22 protein-coding genes and 1 tRNA gene are annotated in these 22011 nt (G+C 53.1%); 6 read left to right on the forward strand and 17 right to left on the reverse strand.

Annotated features, from left to right (window positions below; translation table 11 throughout):
• Positions 1 to 27: 27 nt before the first annotated feature.
• Positions 28 to 1389, forward strand: a complete 1362-nt coding sequence (locus ACMYSO_RS05385) for a CoA transferase (protein ID WP_434669627.1) — start codon at positions 28 to 30, stop codon at positions 1387 to 1389.
• Here ACMYSO_RS05385 and tcyN read toward each other — a convergent pair whose 3' ends face one another.
• The 4 genes from tcyN to tcyJ form a co-directional block, all read right to left on the reverse strand.
• Positions 1390 to 2142, reverse strand: coding sequence for an L-cystine ABC transporter ATP-binding protein TcyN (tcyN, locus tag ACMYSO_RS05390; protein ID WP_434669628.1), 753 nt, complete (start codon positions 2140 to 2142; stop codon positions 1390 to 1392).
• The gene (gene tcyL, locus ACMYSO_RS05395; protein ID WP_434584079.1) at positions 2139 to 2807 is read right to left on the reverse strand and encodes a cystine ABC transporter permease; all 669 of its coding nucleotides are present in this window, start codon (positions 2805 to 2807) and stop codon (positions 2139 to 2141) included. Before tcyL ends, tcyN begins: the two co-directional genes overlap by 4 nt.
• 14 nt (positions 2808 to 2821) lie before the next feature.
• On the reverse strand, positions 2822 to 3808 hold the full coding sequence (gene dcyD / locus ACMYSO_RS05400) for a D-cysteine desulfhydrase (RefSeq protein ID WP_434669629.1): 987 nt from the start codon (positions 3806 to 3808) through the stop codon (positions 2822 to 2824).
• A gap of 94 nt (positions 3809 to 3902) precedes the next feature.
• Positions 3903 to 4703, reverse strand: coding sequence for a cystine ABC transporter substrate-binding protein (gene tcyJ, locus ACMYSO_RS05405; RefSeq protein WP_434669630.1), 801 nt, complete (start codon positions 4701 to 4703; stop codon positions 3903 to 3905).
• Positions 4704 to 4901: 198 nt separating this feature from the next.
• Here tcyJ and amyA point away from each other — a divergent pair, with 198 nt between their 5' ends.
• Positions 4902 to 6389 carry an alpha-amylase gene (gene amyA / locus ACMYSO_RS05410; protein ID WP_434669631.1) on the forward strand — a complete coding sequence of 496 codons (1488 nt, stop codon included), beginning with the start codon at positions 4902 to 4904 and terminating at the stop codon, positions 6387 to 6389.
• Positions 6390 to 6436: 47 nt separating this feature from the next.
• Here the strand turns inward: amyA and yedD are convergent, their stop codons facing one another.
• A complete protein-coding gene (gene yedD, locus ACMYSO_RS05415) occupies positions 6437 to 6865 on the reverse strand; it encodes a lipoprotein YedD (protein WP_434669632.1) in 429 nt (142 codons plus the stop codon).
• A gap of 401 nt (positions 6866 to 7266) precedes the next feature.
• On the opposite strand from yedD, the gene rcsA reads away from it, so the two are divergent.
• A complete protein-coding gene (rcsA, locus tag ACMYSO_RS05420) occupies positions 7267 to 7902 on the forward strand; it encodes a transcriptional regulator RcsA (RefSeq protein ID WP_434669634.1) in 636 nt (211 codons plus the stop codon).
• A 60-nt stretch (positions 7903 to 7962) separates the two neighbouring features.
• Here rcsA and dsrB read toward each other — a convergent pair whose 3' ends face one another.
• Positions 7963 to 8151, reverse strand: coding sequence for a protein DsrB (gene dsrB, locus ACMYSO_RS05425; protein WP_123754951.1), 189 nt, complete (start codon positions 8149 to 8151; stop codon positions 7963 to 7965).
• Between the two features lie 183 nt (positions 8152 to 8334).
• Between dsrB and yodD the strand changes: the two genes are divergently transcribed.
• Positions 8335 to 8556, forward strand: coding sequence for a YodD family peroxide/acid resistance protein (yodD, locus tag ACMYSO_RS05430; protein WP_434670744.1), 222 nt, complete (start codon positions 8335 to 8337; stop codon positions 8554 to 8556).
• A gap of 268 nt (positions 8557 to 8824) precedes the next feature.
• Here the strand turns inward: yodD and dgcQ are convergent, their stop codons facing one another.
• From dgcQ to ACMYSO_RS05445, 3 genes are all read right to left on the reverse strand, one after another.
• Positions 8825 to 10528, reverse strand: a complete 1704-nt coding sequence (gene dgcQ / locus ACMYSO_RS05435) for a cellulose biosynthesis regulator diguanylate cyclase DgcQ (RefSeq protein ID WP_434669635.1) — start codon at positions 10526 to 10528, stop codon at positions 8825 to 8827.
• A gap of 109 nt (positions 10529 to 10637) precedes the next feature.
• Positions 10638 to 10817 (reverse strand): YodC family protein, encoded by a 180-nt coding sequence (locus ACMYSO_RS05440; protein ID WP_123754954.1) that lies wholly within the window; start codon positions 10815 to 10817, stop codon positions 10638 to 10640.
• A 110-nt stretch (positions 10818 to 10927) separates the two neighbouring features.
• A complete protein-coding gene (locus ACMYSO_RS05445) occupies positions 10928 to 11839 on the reverse strand; it encodes a DUF808 domain-containing protein (protein ID WP_434669637.1) in 912 nt (303 codons plus the stop codon).
• Between the two features lie 243 nt (positions 11840 to 12082).
• Between ACMYSO_RS05445 and yedA the strand changes: the two genes are divergently transcribed.
• Positions 12083 to 12994, forward strand: coding sequence for a drug/metabolite exporter YedA (yedA, locus tag ACMYSO_RS05450; RefSeq protein WP_434669638.1), 912 nt, complete (start codon positions 12083 to 12085; stop codon positions 12992 to 12994).
• Here yedA and ACMYSO_RS05455 read toward each other — a convergent pair.
• From ACMYSO_RS05455 to drpB, 4 genes are read right to left on the reverse strand one after another with little or no spacing between them, the layout of a single operon-like run.
• Positions 12969 to 13466, reverse strand: a complete 498-nt coding sequence (locus tag ACMYSO_RS05455) for a very short patch repair endonuclease (protein WP_434669639.1) — start codon at positions 13464 to 13466, stop codon at positions 12969 to 12971. The genes yedA and ACMYSO_RS05455 overlap by 26 nt on opposite strands.
• On the reverse strand, positions 13444 to 14877 hold the full coding sequence (locus tag ACMYSO_RS05460) for a DNA cytosine methyltransferase (RefSeq protein ID WP_434669640.1): 1434 nt from the start codon (positions 14875 to 14877) through the stop codon (positions 13444 to 13446). Before ACMYSO_RS05460 ends, ACMYSO_RS05455 begins: the two co-directional genes overlap by 23 nt.
• Before the next feature lie 56 nt (positions 14878 to 14933).
• A complete protein-coding gene (locus ACMYSO_RS05465) occupies positions 14934 to 15629 on the reverse strand; it encodes a phosphohydrolase (protein ID WP_434669642.1) in 696 nt (231 codons plus the stop codon).
• 42 nt (positions 15630 to 15671) lie between these two features.
• Positions 15672 to 15953 carry a cell division protein DrpB gene (gene drpB / locus ACMYSO_RS05470; protein WP_434587231.1) on the reverse strand — a complete coding sequence of 94 codons (282 nt, stop codon included), beginning with the start codon at positions 15951 to 15953 and terminating at the stop codon, positions 15672 to 15674.
• A gap of 594 nt (positions 15954 to 16547) precedes the next feature.
• Between drpB and ACMYSO_RS05475 the strand changes: the two genes are divergently transcribed.
• A complete protein-coding gene (locus ACMYSO_RS05475; RefSeq protein WP_434669643.1) occupies positions 16548 to 17618 on the forward strand; it encodes a porin in 1071 nt (356 codons plus the stop codon).
• 90 nt (positions 17619 to 17708) lie between these two features.
• Here ACMYSO_RS05475 and ACMYSO_RS05480 read toward each other — a convergent pair whose 3' ends face one another.
• From ACMYSO_RS05480 to ACMYSO_RS05495, 4 genes are all read right to left on the reverse strand, one after another.
• Positions 17709 to 19175, reverse strand: a complete 1467-nt coding sequence (locus tag ACMYSO_RS05480) for an aldehyde dehydrogenase family protein (RefSeq protein WP_434669644.1) — start codon at positions 19173 to 19175, stop codon at positions 17709 to 17711.
• A complete protein-coding gene (locus ACMYSO_RS05485; protein ID WP_434669645.1) occupies positions 19172 to 20671 on the reverse strand; it encodes a purine-cytosine permease family protein in 1500 nt (499 codons plus the stop codon). The genes ACMYSO_RS05480 and ACMYSO_RS05485 overlap by 4 nt, the downstream gene beginning before the upstream one ends.
• An 18-nt stretch (positions 20672 to 20689) precedes the next feature.
• The gene (locus ACMYSO_RS05490) at positions 20690 to 21178 is read right to left on the reverse strand and encodes a nuclear transport factor 2 family protein (protein ID WP_434669646.1); all 489 of its coding nucleotides are present in this window, start codon (positions 21176 to 21178) and stop codon (positions 20690 to 20692) included.
• 725 nt (positions 21179 to 21903) lie between these two features.
• Positions 21904 to 21993: transfer RNA gene (locus tag ACMYSO_RS05495), tRNA-Ser, on the reverse strand.
• Between the last annotated feature and the right edge of the window lie 18 nt (positions 21994 to 22011).

Genomic DNA, 22011 nt, shown 5'->3' on the forward strand with positions numbered 1-22011 from the left:
ATCATCCAGCGATTCCAGGAGAAGAGTATGTCGCCCCCACCCTCGCTACCGACGATATATTCGCGACTCTGGCGCGCCTTTAGTCACCAGCCAGCCCCCGAAATCGAATTTACCGCCTCCGGCGCATTGCCCTCCTGCTTTGCCGTTACCGATTTTGCTTCGGCCTCGCTGGCCGTCGTTGGCGGTCAACTCACCCAGCTAATCAACACCGCACAGACGCCGAGTGTCGATCGCCGTCTCTCGGCGTTCTGGTTCAACCGTAGTCTCTATCCTGTCAACCGGACGCCTCAATCGCTCTGGGATCCACTGGCGGGCGACTACGCCATTCAGGATGGCTGGATCCGGCTGCACACTAACGCAGCCCACCACCGGCGGGCGATGGCGGCTGTTTTAGGTGAGCATGATACCCGTGATTCGCTGGCATACCGGGTGCGTCAGTGGCGGGCAGAAACCCTGGAACAGGCGGTTGTCGATGCGGGGGGGTGTGCCGCCGCAATGCGTAGCGCCCGGCAGTGGCTGGCACACCCGCAAGGACAAGCAGTCTGCAGGGAACCGTTGCTGCTTGAGGAGCACTTACCGCCCATTTCTCCCGTCGACTGGGCCCTGCCGCCTGGCAGACCTCTGCTCGGTCTTCGGGTTCTCGATTTAACCCGCATTATTGCTGGTCCGGTCGCCACTCGTCTGCTGGCCGGGCTCGGTGCTGACGTCTTGCGGATCGATCCGCCAGCGTGGCAAGAAGCGACGCTCGAAGAAGAAATTACCCTTGGAAAACGTTGCGCCAGAGTGGATGCAAAATCGCCAATTGGTAAGCAATGCTTAATTGATTTGCTGCATCAGGCCGATATCATCGTGCACGGCTACCGTGCCGACGCGCTGGATGCCCTGGGGTTAGATAGCCAGATGCGGGCAAAAATTCGCCCGGGGCTGATCGATGTCTCACTGAATGCCTGGGGATGGAGTGGACCGTGGCGCAACCGTCGTGGATTCGACAGCCTGGTACAGATGGCCTGCGGCATTGCTGCGGCCGGTCAGGACTGGCTCCAGGCAGATAAACCGGTGCCTCTGCCCGTGCAGGCGTTAGATCACGCCACTGGCTACTTGATGGCGGCGGCAGTGCTCAAAGGTGTTCACCGGCGCGCCGTTCTGGGAGAAGGTTATCGCGCCCGCCTGTCGTTAGCCCGGGTAGCGGCAGACTTGATGCAGTGGCCAACACCGCAACAGGATGAGGCTTTTTGCGCCCCACGGCAGCCTGATTTTCAGCCAGCGCTTGAGTGGTCAGCCTTCGGGCTGGGCCAACGTCTGCGCTTTCCGTTGCATCTGCCGGGAACACCGGTGGTATGGTCGCGACCACCCGCGCCGCTGGGGACGGCCACGCCAGGCTGGATCTAATTACTGCATCAAGAATTTTTCAAGGAACTGACGGGTGCGTGGCTGCTGGGGGTCAGCAAACAGCGTTTTTGCCGGGCCCTGCTCGATGATACGGCCCTGATCCATAAAGATGGCGCGATCGGCCACATCACGGGCGAAGCTCATTTCATGGGTCACGATGACCATCGTGCGCTTCTCCTGTGCCAGCTGGCGGATAGTATTCAACACCTCGCCCACCAGCTCAGGATCCAGCGCGGAAGTCGGTTCATCAAAGAGGATCACGTCCGGGCGCATCGCCAGCGCACGGGCGATTGCTACGCGCTGCTGCTGCCCACCAGAGAGGCGACGCGGGTAGCTGTTTTCTTTCCCCGTCAGCCCGACTTTTGCCAGCAGGCCCCGGGCGCGTTCAATCGATTCGTTTTTATCCTCACCCTTGACGATAACCGGCCCTTCGATGATGTTCTCCAGCACCGTGCGGTGAGGAAACAGATTGAAGTTCTGGAACACAAAACCCACATGCTGGCGCAAGCGGCGAATCAACCCTTTCTGCTGGCTAAGACTGCGCGCGGTATCAATGGTGACATCCCCCACGCGAATGGTTCCGCTTTCCGGCTGTTCCAGCAGGTTAATACTGCGCAGCAGCGTCGTTTTACCGGAACCGCTGGGACCAATAATGGCTACCACTTCCCCTTCCTGCACATTGAGGTTAATACCGTGCAGCACCGTCTGGCCGTGGAATTTTTTCACCAGGTTTTTGACGTCAATGGCACTCATTTTGGATCACGCTCCTGGCGGTTCAGCTGGTTTTCAAAATAGTTTTGCAGCGAAGACAATACCGTTGCCATCACCCAGTAAATCAACGAGGCGGCAAGATACATGGTGAACACTTCCAGCGTACGCGAGGTAATCAGCTGTGCCTGACGGAATAGCTCAGGCACCTGAATTGTCGCTGCCAGCGAAGTATCCTTCACCAGGCTGATAAAACTGTTGGAGAGCGGCGGCAGCGCAACGCGCGCGGCCTGTGGCAAGATGGCTCGACGCAACGTTTGCCATGGTGTCATCCCGATACTGGCCGCCGCTTCCCACTGTCCTTTGTCGATGGAGGCGATTGCCGCACGCAGCGTTTCCGCCGCGTAGGCCGCGGTATTCAGCGACAGGCCAATCATGGCGGCCGGGATAGGATCCAGCTCAATACCAAACTGCGGCAGACCGTAGTAGATCATAAACAGCTGGGCGATCAACGGTGTGCCGCGGAAAATAGAGATGTACATTCTCGCCAGCCATTTCACCGGCCACAGCGTCGACATGCGCATTAACGCGAGGACAAAGCCGAGTATCAAGCCAAAAATCATGCCGCCGATACTGAGCTGTAAAGTAAATACCGCGCCCTTCAACAGAAATGGCGCGGAATCGATAACCAGTTGGATACTCTCTTGCATTCTGTATGTTCTGCTTAGATATGAGGATGATAGGCGAACAACGCCGGCGCTCCGCCAGTGTGAATAAATAAAATGGGCCCTTCATCCTTAAAGCGCTTCTGATTAATACCATCAATCAGACCTGCCATCGCTTTACCGGTATAAACAGGGTCCAACAGAATACCTTCCAGCTGCGCCAGCAGCCGCACGGCTTCCATACCTTCGTCATTTGGCGTGCCGTAACCAGGGGCAAAATAGTCGTCCCACAGCTGAATGTCCGCTTTGGCCTGCAGCTCAAGGCTATTAGCAACCGCTTGCTGCAGCGCGACCACTTTCGGCAACTGGTCCGCAACCTTGCGGGAAACCGTCACCCCGATCAGCTCGGCGTCGGGCATCAGTTGTTCGAGGCCTACCGCCAGACCGGCATGAGTCCCCGCGCTACCGGAGGCAACGACCACGGACGAGATCTCAACGGCCCCTTCGCACTGCTGAGCAATTTCCAGCGCGCTTTCCACATACCCCAATGCCCCAAGCGCATTAGAGCCCCCCACCGGGATCACATACGGGCGATAACCCTGTGCTTCGATGCGGGTCGCTAACTCTTCCAGTTGCGCATTCGGATCGGTTAGCGCATCACACATCTCGACCTGGGTGTTGAACAGATCCAGCAGCAGACGGTTACCGTTGGTCAGATAGTTCTCCGCACGGGTGCCGATCGGGTTTTCCAGCAACACCACACAGTGTAGGCCCAGTTTTGCTGCCACCGCGGCGGTTTGTCGAACGTGGTTCGACTGAATCGCACCGGCGGTAATTAATGTATCAGCGCCTTCACGCAGCGCATCAGCCGCCAGAAATTCCAGCTTCCGCAGTTTGTTGCCCCCCATGGCGAGCGGGGTTACGTCGTCACGTTTGATAAAAATTTCGCGCCCCAGATGGTCTGACAAGCGCGGCAGATATTCCAGTGGCGTCGGTGCGCCGATCAGTTCCAGGCGCGGGAAGCGCGTTAAATTTTGCAGTGACATGGTACCTCCAGACTCAGTTATCTTTATTATGCACGTACTGGCGGACGAAATAAAAAAAGGCGCTATCAGAAGCGCCTTTTTTCACCACCGACCGTTATTGTGTCACGTCAGCGCCAAACCATTTTTCCGACAGCGCTTTCAGGCTGCCATCTTTCTGCATCTCTGCAATCGCACCATCAACCGCGTTCAGCAGATCTTCATTGCCTTTACGCAGCGCCACACCAGATTCCTGGCGGGAGAACGCCTCGCCGGTAACCGCGAGCGTGTTGCCGGTTTTCTTAACCAGATCCAGCGCCGCCAGACGGTCAACCAGAATCGCATCGATACGTCCTACGCGCAGATCCTGGTATTTTGTCGGGTCATCATCATAAGTACGAATATCTACACCCTGTACGTTCTGGCGCAGCCACTCTTCATAGTTCGTGCCCAGACCCACGCCGACTTTTTTGCCTTTCAGGTCAGCCGCGGTTTTGATAATGCCTTCGTTGCCTTTTTTCACCAGTGCCTGAATACCGGAGACGGTATACGGGGTAGAGAAGTCATATTTTTTCTTACGCTGGTCAGAAATCGTCACCTGGTTGATGACGACATCGATACGTTTGGAATCGAGAGAAGCCAGCATACCGTCCCATTTGGTCGGTTTCAGGTCGGCCTTCACGCCGAGATGTTTTGCCAGTTCATTGGCAAATTCGACTTCGAACCCGGTCAGTTTACCGTCGTCGCCCTGATAGCTGAACGGCGGATAGGTCCCTTCCAGGCCAACACGCAGCGTACCGCGCTCTTTAATCTGACCCAGCAGATTTTCTGCTGCGAACGTTTTGGCACTGACGCCTGCCATCAAGACTACGGCCATGGCGCCCATCAGCGCCTGACGACCCAGAAGTGCTAATTTCATAGATACCCCTAACAGTGATATTTTCCTGTAGTGTAAGGCGTTTAGCAGCACGCACCAACACCTATACGCTACATCTTATTCCGAATTATTATAAACGTTACCATTTAGGACATAGCGAAAACTCGCGAAAATTCATCGGATTTGCTGGAGATATCTCATACTGCAATGGTCAGCTTGATGACGTCTGGAGCACGGAAGATGAAAAACCCCACGTTATTGCAGTGCTTTCACTGGTATTACCCCACCGGCGGTGAGCTGTGGCGCGAGGTCGAAGCCCTGGCACCGAACCTCAACGAGATTGGTATTAACATGATTTGGCTGCCGCCGGCCTACAAAGGCGCCTCCGGCGGCTACTCCGTCGGCTATGACAGTTACGATCTGTTTGATCTGGGCGAATTCGACCAAAAAGGATCTGTGGCGACCAAATATGGCGATAAAGCGCAGTTGCTGGCCGCCATCGCGGCGCTGCGACAGCATGATATCGCTGTACTGCTGGATGTGGTGCTCAACCACAAAATGGGGGCCGATGAGAAACAGCACATTCGCGTGCAGCGCGTGGACCAACAAGATCGCACGCAGATTGCTGACGACGTTATCGAATGCGAGGCCTGGACGCGCTACACCTTCCCTGTCCGGGCCGGGAAGTATTCGCAATTCATTTGGGATTACACCTGTTTTAGTGGTGTCGACCACATTGAAAATCCCGATGAGGACGGCGTTTTTAAAATCGTTAACGACTATACCGGCGACGGCTGGAGCGACCAGGTCGATGACGAAATGGGTAATTTTGACTACCTGATGGGCGAGAATATCGACTTTCGTAACCATGCTGTCGCCGAAGAGCTGAAGTACTGGGCCCGCTGGGTGATGGCAGAAACCGGCTGCGACGGTTTCCGCCTTGATGCAGTGAAACATATCCCCGCGTGGTTTTACAAAGCGTGGATCGAACACATCCAGGAAGTGGCGACCACCCCGCTGTTTATCGTGGCCGAATACTGGTCGCACGAAGTCGATAAGCTCCAGCAGTACATCACGATGGTCGACGGCAAAACGATGCTGTTTGACGCCCCGCTACAGATGAAGTTTCACGAAGCCTCCCGCCAGGGGCGCGACTACGATATGAGCCAGATTTTCAGCGGTACGTTGGTCGAAGCAGACCCGTTTCATGCCATCACTCTGGTGACCAATCATGACACCCAGCCGCTGCAGGCGCTGGAGGCACCAGTGGAACCGTGGTTTAAGCCGCTGGCCTATGCGTTGATCCTGCTGCGTGAGAACGGCGTGCCCTCGGTCTTTTATGCCGATCTGTTCGGCGCTATTTATGAAGATACCGGCGGAGACGGGCAAACGTATCGCATTGAGATGCCGGTTATCGAACAGTTGCATGAGCTGATTGATGCTCGCCAACGCTTTGCCCACGGGGTACAGACACTGTGGTTCGATCACCCGAATTGCATTGCGTTTAGCCGCAGCGGTACCGAAGAAGATCCGGGTTGCGTCGTGGTGCTATCGAATGGTGATGACGGGGAAAAGTCGCTGGAGCTAGGCGTAAATTATGGCAACAAACGCTGGAAAGACTTCCTTGGTAACCGTCAGGAGGTGATTGAAACCGACGAAAACGGCTGCGGCACGTTTATTTGTAACGGCGGCAGCGTCAGCGTTTGGGTGATGGAAGAGGTGTTATAGGCACTGATAAGCGTGCGGGCTGAGGAGCGTCGCAGCCCGCCAGTTTCTCAGTGCCCACTCGGAGTCGCAGTGTGTGCCGCCGTGGCTTTTTTCCACGCCTGTTCGCACTCGGTCGTTAGGCGATCGACGCGAACCAGGGTCATCCGGTCGTACTGCAGCGTATTCCCCGAACGTTCGATCGGGTAGATATCCAGCGCAGAGGTAACGTTGTAGGTCTGAGCGTCACGTTGCATTAATTTACCCGGCGTCGCAATCACACGTTGCCATTGGCGGCAATCAAGGGTATCGCCATTTTTAGTTACAATCAGGCTGGCAATGGCATCCGGGCTCATCATTTCACTCTGTGGGCCTTTTGATTGCCAGTAACCTTCCAACCCGGCAGGCGCTGGCGCTTTGACCACGTCACTGTAATTATCAACCTGAACACATCCCGCCAGAGTCAACAACGCACCAGCAATCACTAACTTTTTCATCATTCATCCCAAAAACCGATAAAAAAGTATTGTGGCATTAAAGCGTTAAGCCCGCCACCCCTGTGGCAGGTCTGCATCGACCAGGCAGAGAACGTCAAAGCGCCGAAATAGCGGCAATATAATGATCATTATTTGCGCAATTAACATAAGGAAATTCTCAAAATACAACACTCGTCGTGTGACAGATATACCTGGAATTGAGAGTATTGTTGTTAATTCCCTCACATAACCGCAGGCCGGCTTTACTTTGAGAATATTCCAGGCAAATTATGAGAGATATTGAGAAATAGTTTAGACTATCTGATGGTTCCAACGCTGAACCGGATTTATTACCAGGTAAATGGATTTCATCGCGCTTGTCGGCGAGGGATAAATTATCGTTACGTGTTGAATGAGGATGGGTCATGTCAACGATTATCATGGATTTGTGTAGCTTTACCCGACTGGGATTATTCGGGTATCTGACAAGCAGGGGAATAAAACGACGTGAGATTGCTGAAGTACATAGCGTAGCTGGACTGGCAACACTCTGTGATCAAACGTCGCCAGCGGTGGCGTTCCTCAATGAGGATTGCTTTATTCATAAAGCGGAGAGCAACCAGCTTATCCGTCAGGTCATTACCGAGCATCCCGGGACACTATTTGTTATCTTCATGTCGCTGGCGAATATTCACTTTGATCGCTATCTGCTGGTGCGCAAAAATTTACTGGTTTGCTCTAAATCAATCACCCCAAAAGACCTTGATGAAATTCTGGGTAATCGTTTGAAATACGATAATTACAACGCTGCGCGGATAAATATACCCACACTATCGTTAAGTCCTACTGAATCGAATATGCTGCAAATGTGGATGGCCGGTTATGGCACCGAGCAAATTTCGACGCAGATGAACATTAAGGCCAAGACGGTCTCCTCACATAAGGGAAATATTAAGAGGAAAATCCAGACCCATAATAAACAAGTGATTTATCACATCGTCCGGTTGGCAGAAAACATTACCACAGGACTCTATACCCCCTCTCGTGGGGACCGATGTTAAGGCCAGACCAGAATAGTGCAATAACTGGCGGCAATTACCGCCAGCTTATGGTTTGCCGGGCTAGTCATCCATCTCGACAAAGATGCCGTCTGCATGCCCTATCTCGTTGAAAAACCAGATCCCTAACGGATAATCTTCCAGCGATACCAGATACATGGTCCCTTCGTTAAACGACTCTATTGCCAGAACAACGCCCGATCGACGTGGGCCACCGTCGGTCTTCACCGTGACACGATCGTTCACCTGCATAGCATATCTCCTCTATTTTTGAGCCAGTGTAGAACAAAAAGGCCCACTACGCAGCGCCTCACACGGTGACTGGCGTTTTTATCCGCTACTCAACCCCTTCAGGCTTTCACGCCTCATCCAGCACAACAGGATTTTATGCCTATACTTAAACAGGCAAGATCACAGCCATGCGAGGTAACCATGATGAAAACCGCCAAAGATAACGAGTATGCAGGGAGTAGTGGGGTAAATATTGATGCCCTGCTGGCGGCGATTAATGAGATCAGCGAGAGTGAAGTACAGCGTGCGCGGGACGACCCCTATCATGTCAGCATTAACGGTCGTAGCGATCACACCTGGCGCGAACTAGCGGAAGCATTTGAACTCGATATTCATGACTTTAGCATCACTGAAGTCAACCGCTAGGCACAGGTGAAAAAAATCCCGACTCGCAGGAGTCGGGATGAAACTTGCTAATGCAAGAAGCACTTGAAATTCGTTACACCGGGATATCCGTTGCGTGGGAAACATTATCCTCAATTATTTTGCATGACAAGTCCTATTCATGAGGAAAATTATTGAGGACTGACATCACCTTGTCATCTTTTGGTGCAAGACCTGATGGCGTAAGGCTTTGTCAGCGTGATGCTGTCTTCACCTCCAACCGCCCGGCGAAATCTTTTTAAGAATAACCTTATTTTGATCCGCTTGCCCCACCGTCTTCACCACCACCGTCGGCAAAACAGACCTGATTACGCCCATTTTGCTTCGCCAGATACAATCGATTGTCAGCCACTGACTGCAGGGTTTCAAAATTGTACACCCCCGTTTCTTCACTGCTGCTGACTCCCAGCGACGCGCTGATCCTCAGGCTGGTATCGTTGCACAACAGAATTTCGCGGCTGTATATGCGCAGACGAATGCGCTCAGCGACGGCCCTCGCGACCTGCGACGTGGTCCCCGGCATAACGATACAAAACTCCTCGCCACCGACACGACCGGCCAGATCGCCTTCACGGATGTTGCCTGCAATGGTGCTGGCCACCAGCGACAATACGCGGTCACCAGCCTGATGCCCGTGCAGATCGTTCACCTTCTTGAAGAAATCGAGATCGAGTTGGATGACCGAGATGGCCTGTTTCGACTGTTCGCACGTTTTTGCCGCAGCGATTGCCCGGTCGAACAGGGCGCCACGGTTTAACAACCGGGTTAAGGCGTCATGCCAGGCCTGCCACTCCAGTGATTTCTGCAGCACGCTCATATTGCGCACCATCCGCAGGATCACCAGCCAGGAGATGATGAGCATCAACGTGAAAAGCAGCCACATCAGGGTCAGAGCAATGGTAATGGTGCCGAAATCGCCGCGTACCCCTTCCCGCAGGGTGTGGATACGCAGCAGCACGCCATCAAAATTGTTGAGCTTCTGCCAACTGATATAGCGTGTTAATAAACGGATGCCGCCCCGGTTATCATGCAAAAAAGCGTAGCTCAGCATCGCCTGCTCACGCGGTGAGAGCTGCGCCAGTACATTTCCTTCATCCGAGGACGCAATCAGGTTCATCCTGCCATCATACAGCTGGTATTCCCCTTCCTGACCGCCTTGGATCGCTCTGACGAGAAATGCTTTCATTTCGCGTACGGAGAAGTCCATCGACAGCACGCCGAGCCAGTCGTGCTCGAAATCAAGGGGAATGGAGGCGGTCACTACCGGATCGTCGGTTTTCGTATCCTCATCCAGTACGGTTTGCCAGACAACACCGCGGCCTGGATTATTGCGCAGCGATTGCCGAGTGAACCACGGGGCGACGATCGCCTTACTGTACCATGCCTGCGCCTGCGCCAGGCTTTTAGGGACTTCGGTGGTGGTGAAAAAACCGCTGCGAGAGATATAGAGCATGCGATCTTTAAAGCCGCGGTTGGTGTTGGCCAGCCGCAGTAGATAACCCAGTTCCAGGGCAGCCATCATCTCATTGCCGGTTTGAGTATCATCACGAGATAAAGTACTTTCACTTTCGACAAAGGCGTCTGAAACACCATAGATTGGCAACGTACGGCGGTTATGCAACGCCACAGACCAGATAGGCAGATGCCGTTTAGTCATATACTCTTGCTCAGCGTTGCGCAAAATTTCAAAATCTAGCGGCGTTTCCAGTGCCGATTGCATACCGTTGCGAAAGAAAACGATCCGATCGATGTTGAACTGCAGCAGGCTGTCCATTTCGTGGCTGACATTTTCGAGGTTATTGCGCTGATTAGTGACGTAGGCCCCTTCCAGCACCATCACTTCACGCCAGATCAACAGCGTAGAGAAGAACAACACGACGACAAAACAATAGTTGACTACCTGTCCCGGGTTCGAAACGCGGAGAAGTTTGCTTACCCACAGCGGTTTATCCATCGTTCTCTCGCAGTACAATCAGGGACAGCAACGTCATCAACGCTCCTTGTCAGTTGCTTCAGGAATAAAACAGTAAAACGCCCGACGTATGCCGGGCGCTATGTGCGGTTCAGGTCACGTGATGCTGCCTGCCTTCCCCGCGCACTAACTCATCTTCACGGAATGCCTCGCGCTTTACGCCATAGCCGTCATACCAACGACACTCGACCATTCCATTGGCGAAGCCCGTCACCACCATCCGTGGCCCTCCGTTCTTTCGCCGCACTTCATCACTGACCAATAATACCATTTTTTAGTCCGTCATCTGGGAGAAACAGTTTCACCATAGACGATGCTGGACGTTTTTGCATAATCGCCAGCGGATATTACCGCGATCTGTTTTGTAACGGTGTCCTGCTGTTATTGCGATGCGCTACGCAGCCCGGCGAACATCTTCACGCCAGCCAGCACCACCCCGCCGACGATAAAGCCGAGTACCAGGTTGATCCCCGTTGGCAACAGCGAAGCGATGATTCCGGACTGGCCATGCACCAACTGCTCAATGGCCTGATGCAACGGCGCAATGCCATGCACAATAATCCCGCCGCCGACCAGAAACATCGCCAGCGTGCCGACGACGGAGAGCAACTTCATCAGTCGCGGAGCAACCGCCAGCAGGCCTTTGCCGACCCACTGTGCCGCCGTGCTGCTTTTTTCCACCAGCCAGTAACCCATATCGTCCAGCTTCACGATAACGCCCACCAGGCCATACACGCCTACGGTCACCAGAATGGCAATCCCTGACAGAATCAAAATCTGGTTTAACAACGGTGCATCAGCCACAATCCCAAGCGTAATCGCCACAATTTCCGCGGACAGAATAAAGTCGGTGCGTATCGCCCCTTTTACTTTATCGCGTTCAAATGCCTGCGGATCCTGATCAGCCAGAGCCTCCAGACGTTGCTGGCGGGCCTGCGGGTCTTCTTTGTGTTTACGTGACTGCAGGCTATGCAGCACTTTTTCGACCCCTTCGTAGCACAGGAATGCGCCGCCCAACATCAGCAACGGCGTGATCGCCCACGGAATAAAAGCGCTGATCAATAATGCCAGCGGCACCAGAATGACTTTGTTAAGGAACGAACCTTTTGCCACTCCCCAGACAACGGGTAATTCGCGGTTGGCGCGAACCCCACTCACCTGCTGAGCGTTGAGGGAAAGATCGTCGCCCAGCACCCCGGCGGTTTTCTTCGCCGCGAGTTTTCCCATCACCGAGATATCGTCAAGCAAGGTGGCAATATCATCCAACAGCGTTAAAAGACTACTTCCTGCCAAAATTACATTCCTTCATTTATTGATGGTAAACAACTTCATCCCTTTGGCCATCACTCAATCTACAGCCGCCACGATGAGATGCCCTGTCAGCATAGAGTATGAGTGAAAAGTGCTTTTTCGCCCAGAGGGCAAAATAGTCAATATAAATTTAACAACTTACCTACAATTAAACTTCTCGCCAGCACGATAGTTTTCACGTTTACTATATGCCTCCTTTCTTTCTCAGTACCGCCGTGAGGACGTATGTCTACCCGCCAGCTTCTGCCGCTCATCGGGGCGCTGTTCGCGCTTTATATTATTTGGGGATCCACCTACTTTGCCATTGCTATCGGTGTCGCCAGTTGGCCTCCGCTGATGATGGCCAGCATTCGTTTCCTCTCTGCCGGTGCGGTGCTGCTCGCCTACCTGCTGGTCACGGGACATAAGCTCCCCCGGCTCAAACCGTTGCTCAATGCCGCCGCGATCGGCATTCTGCTGCTGGCTGTTGGCAATGGTTTTGTGACCCTGGCCGAACATCAGCACGTACCTTCAGGTATCGCCGCGGTGATGGTCGCGACCGTGCCGCTTTTCACCCTCTGCTTTAGCCATTTTTTTGGTATCGCTACCCGCAAGATTGAATGGCTGGGGATCGCGATCGGTCTGGCAGGGATTATTCTGCTTAATAGCGGCGGCAATCTGAGCGGCAACCCTTGGGGCGCCCTGCTGATACTGATTGGCTCAATGAGCTGGGCGTTCGGTTCCGTTTACGGATCACGCATTGAGCTGCCGACGGGTATGATGGCTGGTGCCATTGAAATGCTTGCCGCCGGGCTGGTGCTGGCGGTCGCCTCATGGCTGTCAGGTGAAACCCTGACTCAAATGCCATCATGGTCCGGTATCTTAGCCGTGGCCTATCTGGCAATTTTTGGCTCGCTTATCGCCATCAATGCCTACATGTATTTAATTCGCAATGTCACCCCCGCCGTGGCTACCAGTTACGCCTACGTGAATCCGGTGGTGGCGGTCCTGCTGGGAACCGGTTTTGCGGGGGAAAACCTGTCGCCTGTCGAGTGGCTGGCGCTGGGGATCATTATTTTTGCCGTAGTGCTGGTAACGTTGGGGAAATATCTGTTACCCGCCAGACGTGAAGTCACGCCTTGTGAGGTGCCAAAGTAGGCCCCTGTCCGGTAATGCCGTGAGTATCGATCTGCGCGTGGCAACCGCCACCGCAGATCCACTCTTCAAGGCGTTCAATCAACGCTTCATTGCTCAGCTTACCGCGCCCGCGCAATGCGCACTCCCACACGATCAGCACCCGCCACCCTTGCGCCTGTAAAAGAGCCATGTCGCGCTGATCCCGTGTGACGTTCTTGCCAATTTTATCCAGCCAGAACTTAGTACGCGTTGCCGGTACTTTAAACAGATAGCAGTTATGATGGTGCCAGAAACAGCCGTGGGTAAAAATCACGCAACGATACGCTTCGACAACAAAATCCGGCCGACCTGGCAAAGCGGCATCCTGCACGGTAAAGGCAAAACCGGCCTGCGCGAGTAGCGCCGCAAGCCGCTTTTCAATCGCCGTATCGCGCTGACCGATGGCACGCATATTTTTGCTGCGTGTGGCTTTATCGTGAACGTCCAGCGTCATCTTCCTCAGCTTTGCGCAGCGCGACGGCCTGGGCAATGCGCGGCGCCAGCAGTTTCGCCACGGCGGCGAACACCGGCACCACCACCGAGTTACCAAACTGGCGATAGGCCTGGGTATCGGAAACAGGAATACGGAAGCGATACCCTTGAGGTGTTTCAAACCCCATTAAGCGCGCACACTCCCGCGGGGTTAAACGCCGGGGGCGACGCTGCTGGTTTTGCGGATCATCGAAGTGCTTTTCACCCAGCGGACGGTCCCAGCCACGATCGATCAGGATCTCGGCGCCATCCTTGTAGTAACGGGCAGACAGCGTCCGCGCCACGCTGTGTGGATTCTGCGGATCAACTAACCCGTAACCAAACCCATTCCCCAGCGCCTGATGCTTGCGTGCATAGTTATAGAGGTACTTCCAGAGCACCGGCGTCAGGATAAATTTAGCATCGACCGTCGGCTCCAGCAGCTCGCCAAAGGTCGGGCGTGCGGAAGGATACAGCGAGGCGATATCGCGAAGGGTGAACCCCTCATGCAGCTGCAGGTCACGGCGAAAACCGACCAGCACAATACGCTCGCGATGCTGAGGTAAGAAATGGCGGCCATCAATCACTTTCGGATCGTCCGGGCCGCTGTGTCCGGCATCGGAGACAACATAGCCCAACTCATCAAGAGTCTGCATGATAATGCGGAAAGTCCGCCCTTGATCATGGCTTTTCAGGTTTTTGACGTTCTCGAGGACAAAAATCGGCGGTTTGCGGGCAGCAATGATCCTGACAACATCAAAAAACAGCGTCCCCTGCGTTTCACAGGCAAATCCGTGGGCCCGACCAAGCGCATTTTTTTTTGAGACTCCGGCCAGAGAAAAGGGCTGGCAGGGAAAACCTGCCAGTAAGACATCGTGTTGCGGAATAACATCGCGAATGTGCTGCGCGGCGTCATCATCACTGACATCCAGCCGGTTGCTCAATGTGATATCGCGAATATCGTCATTGAAACGATGCTGCTGCGGATCGCAATACCAGTTGGCTTTGTAGGTCCGTACCGCATGTTTGTTCCACTCACTGGTGAAAACACACTGCCCGCGGATCGACTCAAAGCCGCTACGGATGCCGCCAATCCCGGCAAAGAGATCGACGAAACGAAAGGCATAGTCAGGATGGTGAGCCGGCGGCGACGGCAGCAGCGTCGACAGATGCGCGTACTCTTTCACGGTTATCCGACTGGCCGCTCGCTCAACCGTCGCAACGCGTTTTAATATTGCCGGGCTCCAGTTCCTGTCGCCGACGGCCAGCAGCTGCGCCACCAGCGTTTTGACATCATAGACAGCCATCAGCCGGCGTAACAGCGCCTGCGCGGCCTCCGCGGAATGTTCGAGAGGCACAGCGAGGCTCTCTTCCTTAGATAAATTTTGCGGCATAACCTCAACCAACCCGGACATTTTTGCAGAGATTACCACAAATAGCGTGGCCAGTTTCAGGCCAGTGGGTCAAAGCGCCTTAAAACCGCCTCATCCATCGACAACGGGTCCCCCTGAAGCTCGGCGCTGAGTTTAGCCATAAATTGCACGAGAAAACGCGCGTTGTGCCGCGCCATCTCTTTGCCTTTCTCTGTTTGCATGGTTTCAGGCAGACGCAGCAGCTTGCACTGAAAGTGGTCCAGGGCATATTTTTTGTCATTCAGTTCACGTCTGTCCGCGAAGGGATCATCGGCATCAAACAAGATGTTATTTAATGCCCCAGAGACGGCGAAGACACGGGCCAGCCCAATGGCGCCTAAGGCCTCCAGGCGGTCAGCATCCTGGACAATTTTGGCCTCTTCACTGCGCGTGGGGATCGCGGCGCTGAAACTGTGCGCTTCAATGGCATGGTACACGGCAGCATAGCGTTCCTTCGGAAAGTCAGGAAACGACGACTGGAGAATCTCCAGCGTTTTTTCTGCCGCCATCACCGACGAACGGCTACGCTCGGGGTGGTTTTTCGCCAGACTGATGATGTCATGGAAATAACAGGCGGTCAGAATAACAAGATGGTCAACCTGGCGTGCTTCGGCCAGTCGTTGCGCGGTTCCCCAGGCACGCCGGAAGTGCGAAATATCGTGGGCGGAGTCGCCCTGCGAATGGTGTCCGGTTAGCCAGTTTTCAAATCGTTGCTGCCAGTCAAGCAATGCCATGCGTATTCCTCAGAGAAAAGGTCTGCGCTGAGCATAGCAACTTTATTCACGATATTCATAGGTCCTGGCGCCAGGTCGGGTATACCAGGCGATAGCTCCCAGGACGGCCCCTACGAGACCGAGAACGAGGAATCCAAGCAAAGCCCCGATCCATTTACCGGTGGTTGATCCCAGATCACCATCAATCACCGTGCCGGGCGAACTTTGGATCCTGCCGACAACCCACCAGTAACGCAGCATTGCCCAGATGAAATAACCGCAAAAGGCATAAAAAACCCACAGTGCAAGCTTCCCACCAGGGCCCCGTTTCGCTTTCCCTTCCATTACCCGTTCTCCTTTTACTGAATGTGAAGACGAAACATCAGCGCACGCCAAAAAGGTGACGCGCGTCACATTATACTGTGAAAAAGCTGATGAAACAGCATCTTCTGCGGCCAGAACGCGCCTTTTCTCAAGGGATGAGCGACAACATGACACCTTGTTATGAAGGGATACAGACTCTATCGCAATATTATGGGCAATGAAAAACAGGCAGCAAGAAGTGAAAGTATTATTTCCGCTCCACGTTTATCGCTGATACAGAAAATATTTCATATATGAATTCACATTTCGCACATCAAATAAATAACAACAATAATTCACACCAAAACAATAAACAAAACGCATTTAATTACTTTGCCGCCCCACCACCCCATACAACCATAATGCATTGTTATAAAACCAATAAGTATTAAAAATAGTTAAACCAGGATTTATAGAATAAAAATATAAACACTCAAAATGAAACATTTTGCAATATTTGATATAGATTACTTACATTTAAGATTTAAATAAAATTGAACCTTATCGATAGTATTAAATTGTTTTCTGCATGACATTTAGTTATTCACGTTAATGATAATACAAAGGGAATTTATAATGAAAAGAAAAGCACTGGCAATTCTGGTACCCGCTTTATTCATCGCTGGCACCGTTAATGCAGCGGAAATTTATAATAAAAACGGAAACAAACTGGATTTTTACGGAAAAATGGTGGGTGAACATATTATCACCAATACCGATAATGATGATGGTAATCATAATTCTGAGGACACGTCTTACGCGCGTTTTGGCGTAAAAGGTGAAACCCAGATCAACAGCGAACTGACCGGCTATGGTCAGTTTGAGTACAACCTCAAAGCCAATAAACAAGAAGGCGACCAGGGAACTGCAACCCGTCTGGCCTTCGCGGGTCTCAAATACGTCGAATATGGTTCATTTGATTATGGCCGCAACTATGGCCTGATTTACGATGCCTTAGGCTATACCGACATGTTCGTTGAATGGGGTGGCGATGGTCTGGCTAATACCGACAACTTTATGACTGGCCGTACTGTCGGTGTCGCAACCTACCGTAACAGCGACTTTTTCGGCCTGGTTGACGGCCTGAACGTCGGCTTGCAGTATCAAGGTAAAAACAATAACCGCGACCGTTTAAAGTCTAACGGTGACGGCTATAGCCTGTCTGTGGACTACAGCATCGACGGATTTGGCTTTGCCGCCGCTTATGGCAATTCAGACCGCACCCACGAACAGTCTGCGGATCGTAAAGGCGAATCGGCAGAAATCTGGAGCATCGCGGCGAAATATGACGCCAACAACCTCTATACCGCGGTGATGTATGCTGAATCCCATAACATGACGCCAATGGATAATGGCGTGTTCGCTAACGAAGCGCAGGATATTGAAGCTGTTATTCAGTATCAGTTCGATTTCGGTCTGCGCCCTTCCCTTGGTTATGTTTACGCTAAAGGTAAAGACCTCGGGAATTACCATGGTAAAAATGCCGATATGAAGAACTATGTTGAACTCGGTACCTGGTACTACTTCAACAAAAACTTCAACGTCTACACCGCTTACAAATTTAACCTGCTTGACGACAAAGACAGCATCTACACTGGTGCCGCGACTGACGATCAGTTTGCTGTAGGGATCGTCTATCAGTTCTGATGTCACTGTTTGTTTTATTTGAAGCCCGCAAATATGCGGGCTTTTTCGTTGTGGGCTATCTTCCCTTCTGACACCAGCCAGTTGTTCAGTTCAGGGCTCATGCACCGTACTCACGTCCTCGACGATATGCTTTACGGACTGGTATGACGATAATCCCCACGGCCCCAGCTCCCGGCCAATACCGCTGCCTTTGGTGCCTCCCCACGACGTTTCGACAAAAACAGCCTGCACGGAATTAATCCAGACATGGCCAACATCCAGAGCCCTGGCGACACGTCGGGCGCGAACGGTGTCGCCACTGACGACAGTGGCCACTAATCCATAGTCAGAATCGTTAGCCAGTCGGATAGCTTCGGCCTCATCGCTGAAGCGGTGAGCGCAGAGCACCGGGCCAAATATCTCTTCCCGCCAGAGCCTGCTGGTTAAGGGAACGTCGGCATACAGCGTCGGTGCGACAAACCATCCTTCACGGGATAACGGCTCTCCTCCGGCCAGACAGGTGAGTTGCTCATCGCGGGCCGCAGCGAAATACGACTGAACTTTGAGCCATTGTGCTTCGCTGGTCAGCGGCCCCATCTCCACCGTTTCGTACCCGGGGTCGCCAACGACTAAAGCCTGCATGGCAGAAGCTAACCGCGCATACAGGACCTCAGCAATCCCGTCCTGCACCAGCAAACGCGAGGTCGCGGAGCACATTTGCCCGGCATTCCATGTGATACCGGCCATAATCCACTCGACGGCCCGCGCCACATCGCTGTCATCGAAGACAATGACGGGCGATTTGCCGCCGAGTTCCAGTGTCACCGGCAGGCACCTTGCCGCCGCCGCGGTCATCACGTGGCTGCCGGTCGCGGTACTCCCGGTAAAGGAGAGCTTGTCGATACCGGGGTGTTGGCTCAACAAACTCCCGCACTCCGCCTCTCCACTGAGAATATTAAGTACCCCTGGCGGCAAGCCGAGGCTCTCGGCGATCGTGCCGTATTCCAGTTCGGCAAGCGGCGTAATTTCCGAGGTTTTGAGGACCACGGTACAACCGGCAGCCAGCGCCGGTGCGATTTTCCAGGCGCTGGTCACCAGCGGGAAATTCCACGGCACAATCAGTGCAACCACCCCGATGGCCTCATGTCTTATCTGTGCTGTAAAACCAGGTGCCGGTAAAGCGACCTCCATTCCCTGTCGCTCATCCAGACTATCGGCGAGATCCGCGTAATATGAAAATGTCGCGATCGCATCATTAAGGTCGACTTCCACCTCATGGCGCGGTTTTCCATTATTGCGGATCTGTATCGCCAGTAGCGCATCGCGCCGCAATTCCAGCTGCTGAGCAAAACCCCGTAACATGCTGGCTCGCTCCGCCGGTGGTGTATCGCGCCAACCGGGAAAGGCCGCCCGTGCAGCAGAGACTGCGGCATCAATATCTGCCGCTGCGGCCATGGATACGGTGGCAAAATGCTGAGCCGTCGCTGGTTCGAAAACCTTCCTGGGGTTGCCTTTACCCTGAACCCACTGACCGTTGATATAAACCGGCCGAATCGGCATTACTATTGCTTCGCTCACTGAACACCGCCTTGAGCCTGCACCCTGTGCGTGGAGGCCGATACGCCGATCTGAACGGTTGGCTCAGGAAAAGCACGTAACAACATGAGGTAGAGTAATGCCGCCATACCCAGTGTCACCGGCAGGCTGACGTCAATGCCGCCGACAAGGTTGCCAAGCGGGCCGACAAACTGTCCCGGCATATTCACCAGGCATAATCCGACGATCGCACTGGGGATCCAGGCACCCAGCCCCCGCCAGTTCCAGCCATGATGGAACCAATACCGTCCACCTTTCTGGCCGCGAGAAAACACGTGCAGATCGTCACTATGGTAGATCCCACGGCACTTGATCATGCCGAGAATCATAATGATCATCCACGGCGACGTGCATGTCACAATCAGCACCGCAAAAGTCGATACGCTTTGCACCAGATTGAAAGCGAACCGGCCAATAAAAATAAAGGCAATGGCGATAAGCCCGATCAGTAGCGTTGCCTGCGCGCGGCTGAGCAAGCGTGGGAAAATGCTCGACATATCCAGACCAGTGCCATAAAGCGCCGTGGTACCGGTAGACAATCCGCCGATGATGGCAATCACGCAAACCGGCAGGAAAAACCAGCCCGGCGTTACCGCCAGCAGTCCACCCACATAATTATTGTTGGCGATGTACTGTGGCGCATGAATGGCAACAATCGTCGCGGTACACAGGCCAAAGATGAACGGGATCAAGGTCGCGATTTGCGCTGCAAATACCGACAGCATAATGCGCAGCCGGGAGGTCTCTTTCGGAATGTACCGCGACCAGTCACCGAGGAAAGCACCAAAAGAGATCGGGTTGCTCATGGTTAACAGTGTTGACCCAATAAAGGCCCCCCAGAAGCCAGCCTGACCCAGTTGCAGACTTCCGCTGTAACCCGAGTCAAAGACGCCGTAAAAGGCGAAAACTCCGAGCAGGAACATGAGGCTGGACGCAAAAACGGCGATTTTGTTTATCCACAGCATAAAACGGAAACCGTAGATACAAACAATCAGCACCAGTACGGCGAACAGCCCGTAAGCCATACCTAAAGTGACATCATTTTCCGCCATACCGAGCAGATGATGGGTCCCGCCAATCAAAGCGTCGCCTGAGCTCCATACCGAGAGAGAGAAAAAGGCAACGGCTGTCAGGAGAGATAAAAATGAGCCGATAATCCGCCCGTGGACGCCAAAATGCGCACCGGATGAGACCGAATTATTGGTGCCATTGATGGTGCCAAACACCCCCATCGGCGCCAGGATGATCCCGCCAATGACGACACCCGCGGCGATCGCCAACAAACCCGCCTGGAAAGAGAGACCAAAGAGGACCGGGAAACTCCCCAGTACAGCAGTAGCAAAGGTATTCGCCCCACCAAACGTCAGGCGGAAAAGGTCCAGTGGCGTCGCATCACGTCGCGCATCTGGAATTTGCTCAATGCCAAACATTTCAATCTTGCTTGTAGATTCTGACATGATGACCTCGGAGGATGTCATAGATGCATCCTTGTGATTTCAGAGACGGGGTGACAAATGTTCGTGGCAGGCTAACCAGCCTTGTGAGGTGCGGCGGAAAATAATGGTTTCTCGTTCCGTCAGCAGGCTTTGCTGACCATCGACCTGTATGCGCGTGTCGACATCATGAAAGAAGATCGCTACCTCGCCACAAACCTGCACGTGTGTGTTGCTGGACACGCAGTCGAGGATGGAGAACCCTTCCGCCTGCCAGCTAGTCCACTGCGTGTACCAGGCATGGCGGGAGCGTAATGGCAGTTCAAGGTTATGAAGAACAAAGGTGGCATCTTCGGTAAATGACGCAAAGTACGCCTGCGTATCGTTACGTGCAAAAGCCGCCACCAGTTGCTGGGCAGCCAACTGTACTTCAGCCACGTCATTCCTGAGCGTATTCGCATCGCTGAGGTGATACGCAGCGACAGCTACCTCAACCCCATCATCACCTTCCGCCATTACCCTTTCCGGAAACGAATCAATTTGATGCGCCATAGTGTCCTCTGTCTGTTGCTCCCCGACGGGAGCGGATTACCCTGAGAGAAAAAGAGTGCAACAGAAGACATCTGGGTAAAATAGCGTGTAGCAAAAGGTTACTTCACTAAATCAATAACTAATTATTTCTTATATCCTGATAATTCACAATAATATAAAGAAATAAAAATCAATTAGTTATCATATTTCTCACGGTTTTATACGTCAGAGAGGTTGACACTTTGTTCAGAAAAACCATTTTTTGGGTAGGTCATCTGTTGAATATCATGACTAGCTTCACATTTAGTGAAGTATTTGCCAGCAGAGACATTACGCACGATTAAATAGTATCGATTGGGCGTCTTTTCAGTGTGTTATCGCGGCAACATCATATAGATATGTATGCCGCGAGTATGACTGTGCCTGCCGGTGGTCGTTGAAGGGCAAGAAAGACTTAAGCCCCGTTCAAGCACGAGGTGATTCAGAGAACACCTACGGCAAATTCGCTGTCGATGGCACATTTTTAAATGAATGCTTCACGGATGGATTCACACGACTAAGTTCACAGAATGAAGGAGATACTGGCAAACCGCTACCTTGGGTGATAGCGAAGTGATAACTTATACAGATGAGGGAAATGCCCGATCCTGTCCGGCAAACGCCGCTACTTATTGATATACAGAATGGTATGCAGGACAAAAGCGTAGAGTTAAATGTTTTTTAAATCAGGAAGGTAAGGGAAGAAGTGGCGGAGAGAGGGGGATTTGAACCCCCGGTAGAGTTGCCCCTACTCTAGTTTTCGAGACTAGTCCGTTCAGCCGCTCCGGCATCTCTCCGCTGAGGTGGCTATAATG

The sequence above is a fragment of the Klebsiella sp. B345 genome, from assembly GCF_051131735.1.
Lineage (GTDB): Bacteria > Pseudomonadota > Gammaproteobacteria > Enterobacterales > Enterobacteriaceae > Klebsiella.

Coding starts and splice junctions, on each gene's coding strand:
- ACMYSO_RS05385 (WP_434669627.1), top strand. CDS start 28: ATGTCGCCCCCACCCTCGCTACCGACGATATATTCGCGACTCTGGCGC.
- tcyN (WP_434669628.1), bottom strand. CDS start 2,142: ATGAGTGCCATTGACGTCAAAAACCTGGTGAAAAAATTCCACGGCCAG.
- tcyL (WP_434584079.1), bottom strand. CDS start 2,807: ATGCAAGAGAGTATCCAACTGGTTATCGATTCCGCGCCATTTCTGTTG.
- dcyD (WP_434669629.1), bottom strand. CDS start 3,808: ATGTCACTGCAAAATTTAACGCGCTTCCCGCGCCTGGAACTGATCGGC.
- tcyJ (WP_434669630.1), bottom strand. CDS start 4,703: ATGAAATTAGCACTTCTGGGTCGTCAGGCGCTGATGGGCGCCATGGCC.
- amyA (WP_434669631.1), top strand. CDS start 4,902: ATGAAAAACCCCACGTTATTGCAGTGCTTTCACTGGTATTACCCCACC.
- yedD (WP_434669632.1), bottom strand. CDS start 6,865: ATGATGAAAAAGTTAGTGATTGCTGGTGCGTTGTTGACTCTGGCGGGA.
- rcsA (WP_434669634.1), top strand. CDS start 7,267: ATGTCAACGATTATCATGGATTTGTGTAGCTTTACCCGACTGGGATTA.
- dsrB (WP_123754951.1), bottom strand. CDS start 8,151: ATGCAGGTGAACGATCGTGTCACGGTGAAGACCGACGGTGGCCCACGT.
- yodD (WP_434670744.1), top strand. CDS start 8,335: ATGAAAACCGCCAAAGATAACGAGTATGCAGGGAGTAGTGGGGTAAAT.
- dgcQ (WP_434669635.1), bottom strand. CDS start 10,528: ATGGATAAACCGCTGTGGGTAAGCAAACTTCTCCGCGTTTCGAACCCG.
- ACMYSO_RS05440 (WP_123754954.1), bottom strand. CDS start 10,817: ATGGTATTATTGGTCAGTGATGAAGTGCGGCGAAAGAACGGAGGGCCA.
- yedA (WP_434669638.1), top strand. CDS start 12,083: ATGTCTACCCGCCAGCTTCTGCCGCTCATCGGGGCGCTGTTCGCGCTT.
- ACMYSO_RS05455 (WP_434669639.1), bottom strand. CDS start 13,466: ATGACGCTGGACGTTCACGATAAAGCCACACGCAGCAAAAATATGCGT.
- ACMYSO_RS05460 (WP_434669640.1), bottom strand. CDS start 14,877: ATGCCGCAAAATTTATCTAAGGAAGAGAGCCTCGCTGTGCCTCTCGAA.
- ACMYSO_RS05465 (WP_434669642.1), bottom strand. CDS start 15,629: ATGGCATTGCTTGACTGGCAGCAACGATTTGAAAACTGGCTAACCGGA.
- drpB (WP_434587231.1), bottom strand. CDS start 15,953: ATGGAAGGGAAAGCGAAACGGGGCCCTGGTGGGAAGCTTGCACTGTGG.
- ACMYSO_RS05475 (WP_434669643.1), top strand. CDS start 16,548: ATGAAAAGAAAAGCACTGGCAATTCTGGTACCCGCTTTATTCATCGCT.
- ACMYSO_RS05485 (WP_434669645.1), bottom strand. CDS start 20,671: ATGACATCCTCCGAGGTCATCATGTCAGAATCTACAAGCAAGATTGAA.
- ACMYSO_RS05490 (WP_434669646.1), bottom strand. CDS start 21,178: ATGGCGCATCAAATTGATTCGTTTCCGGAAAGGGTAATGGCGGAAGGT.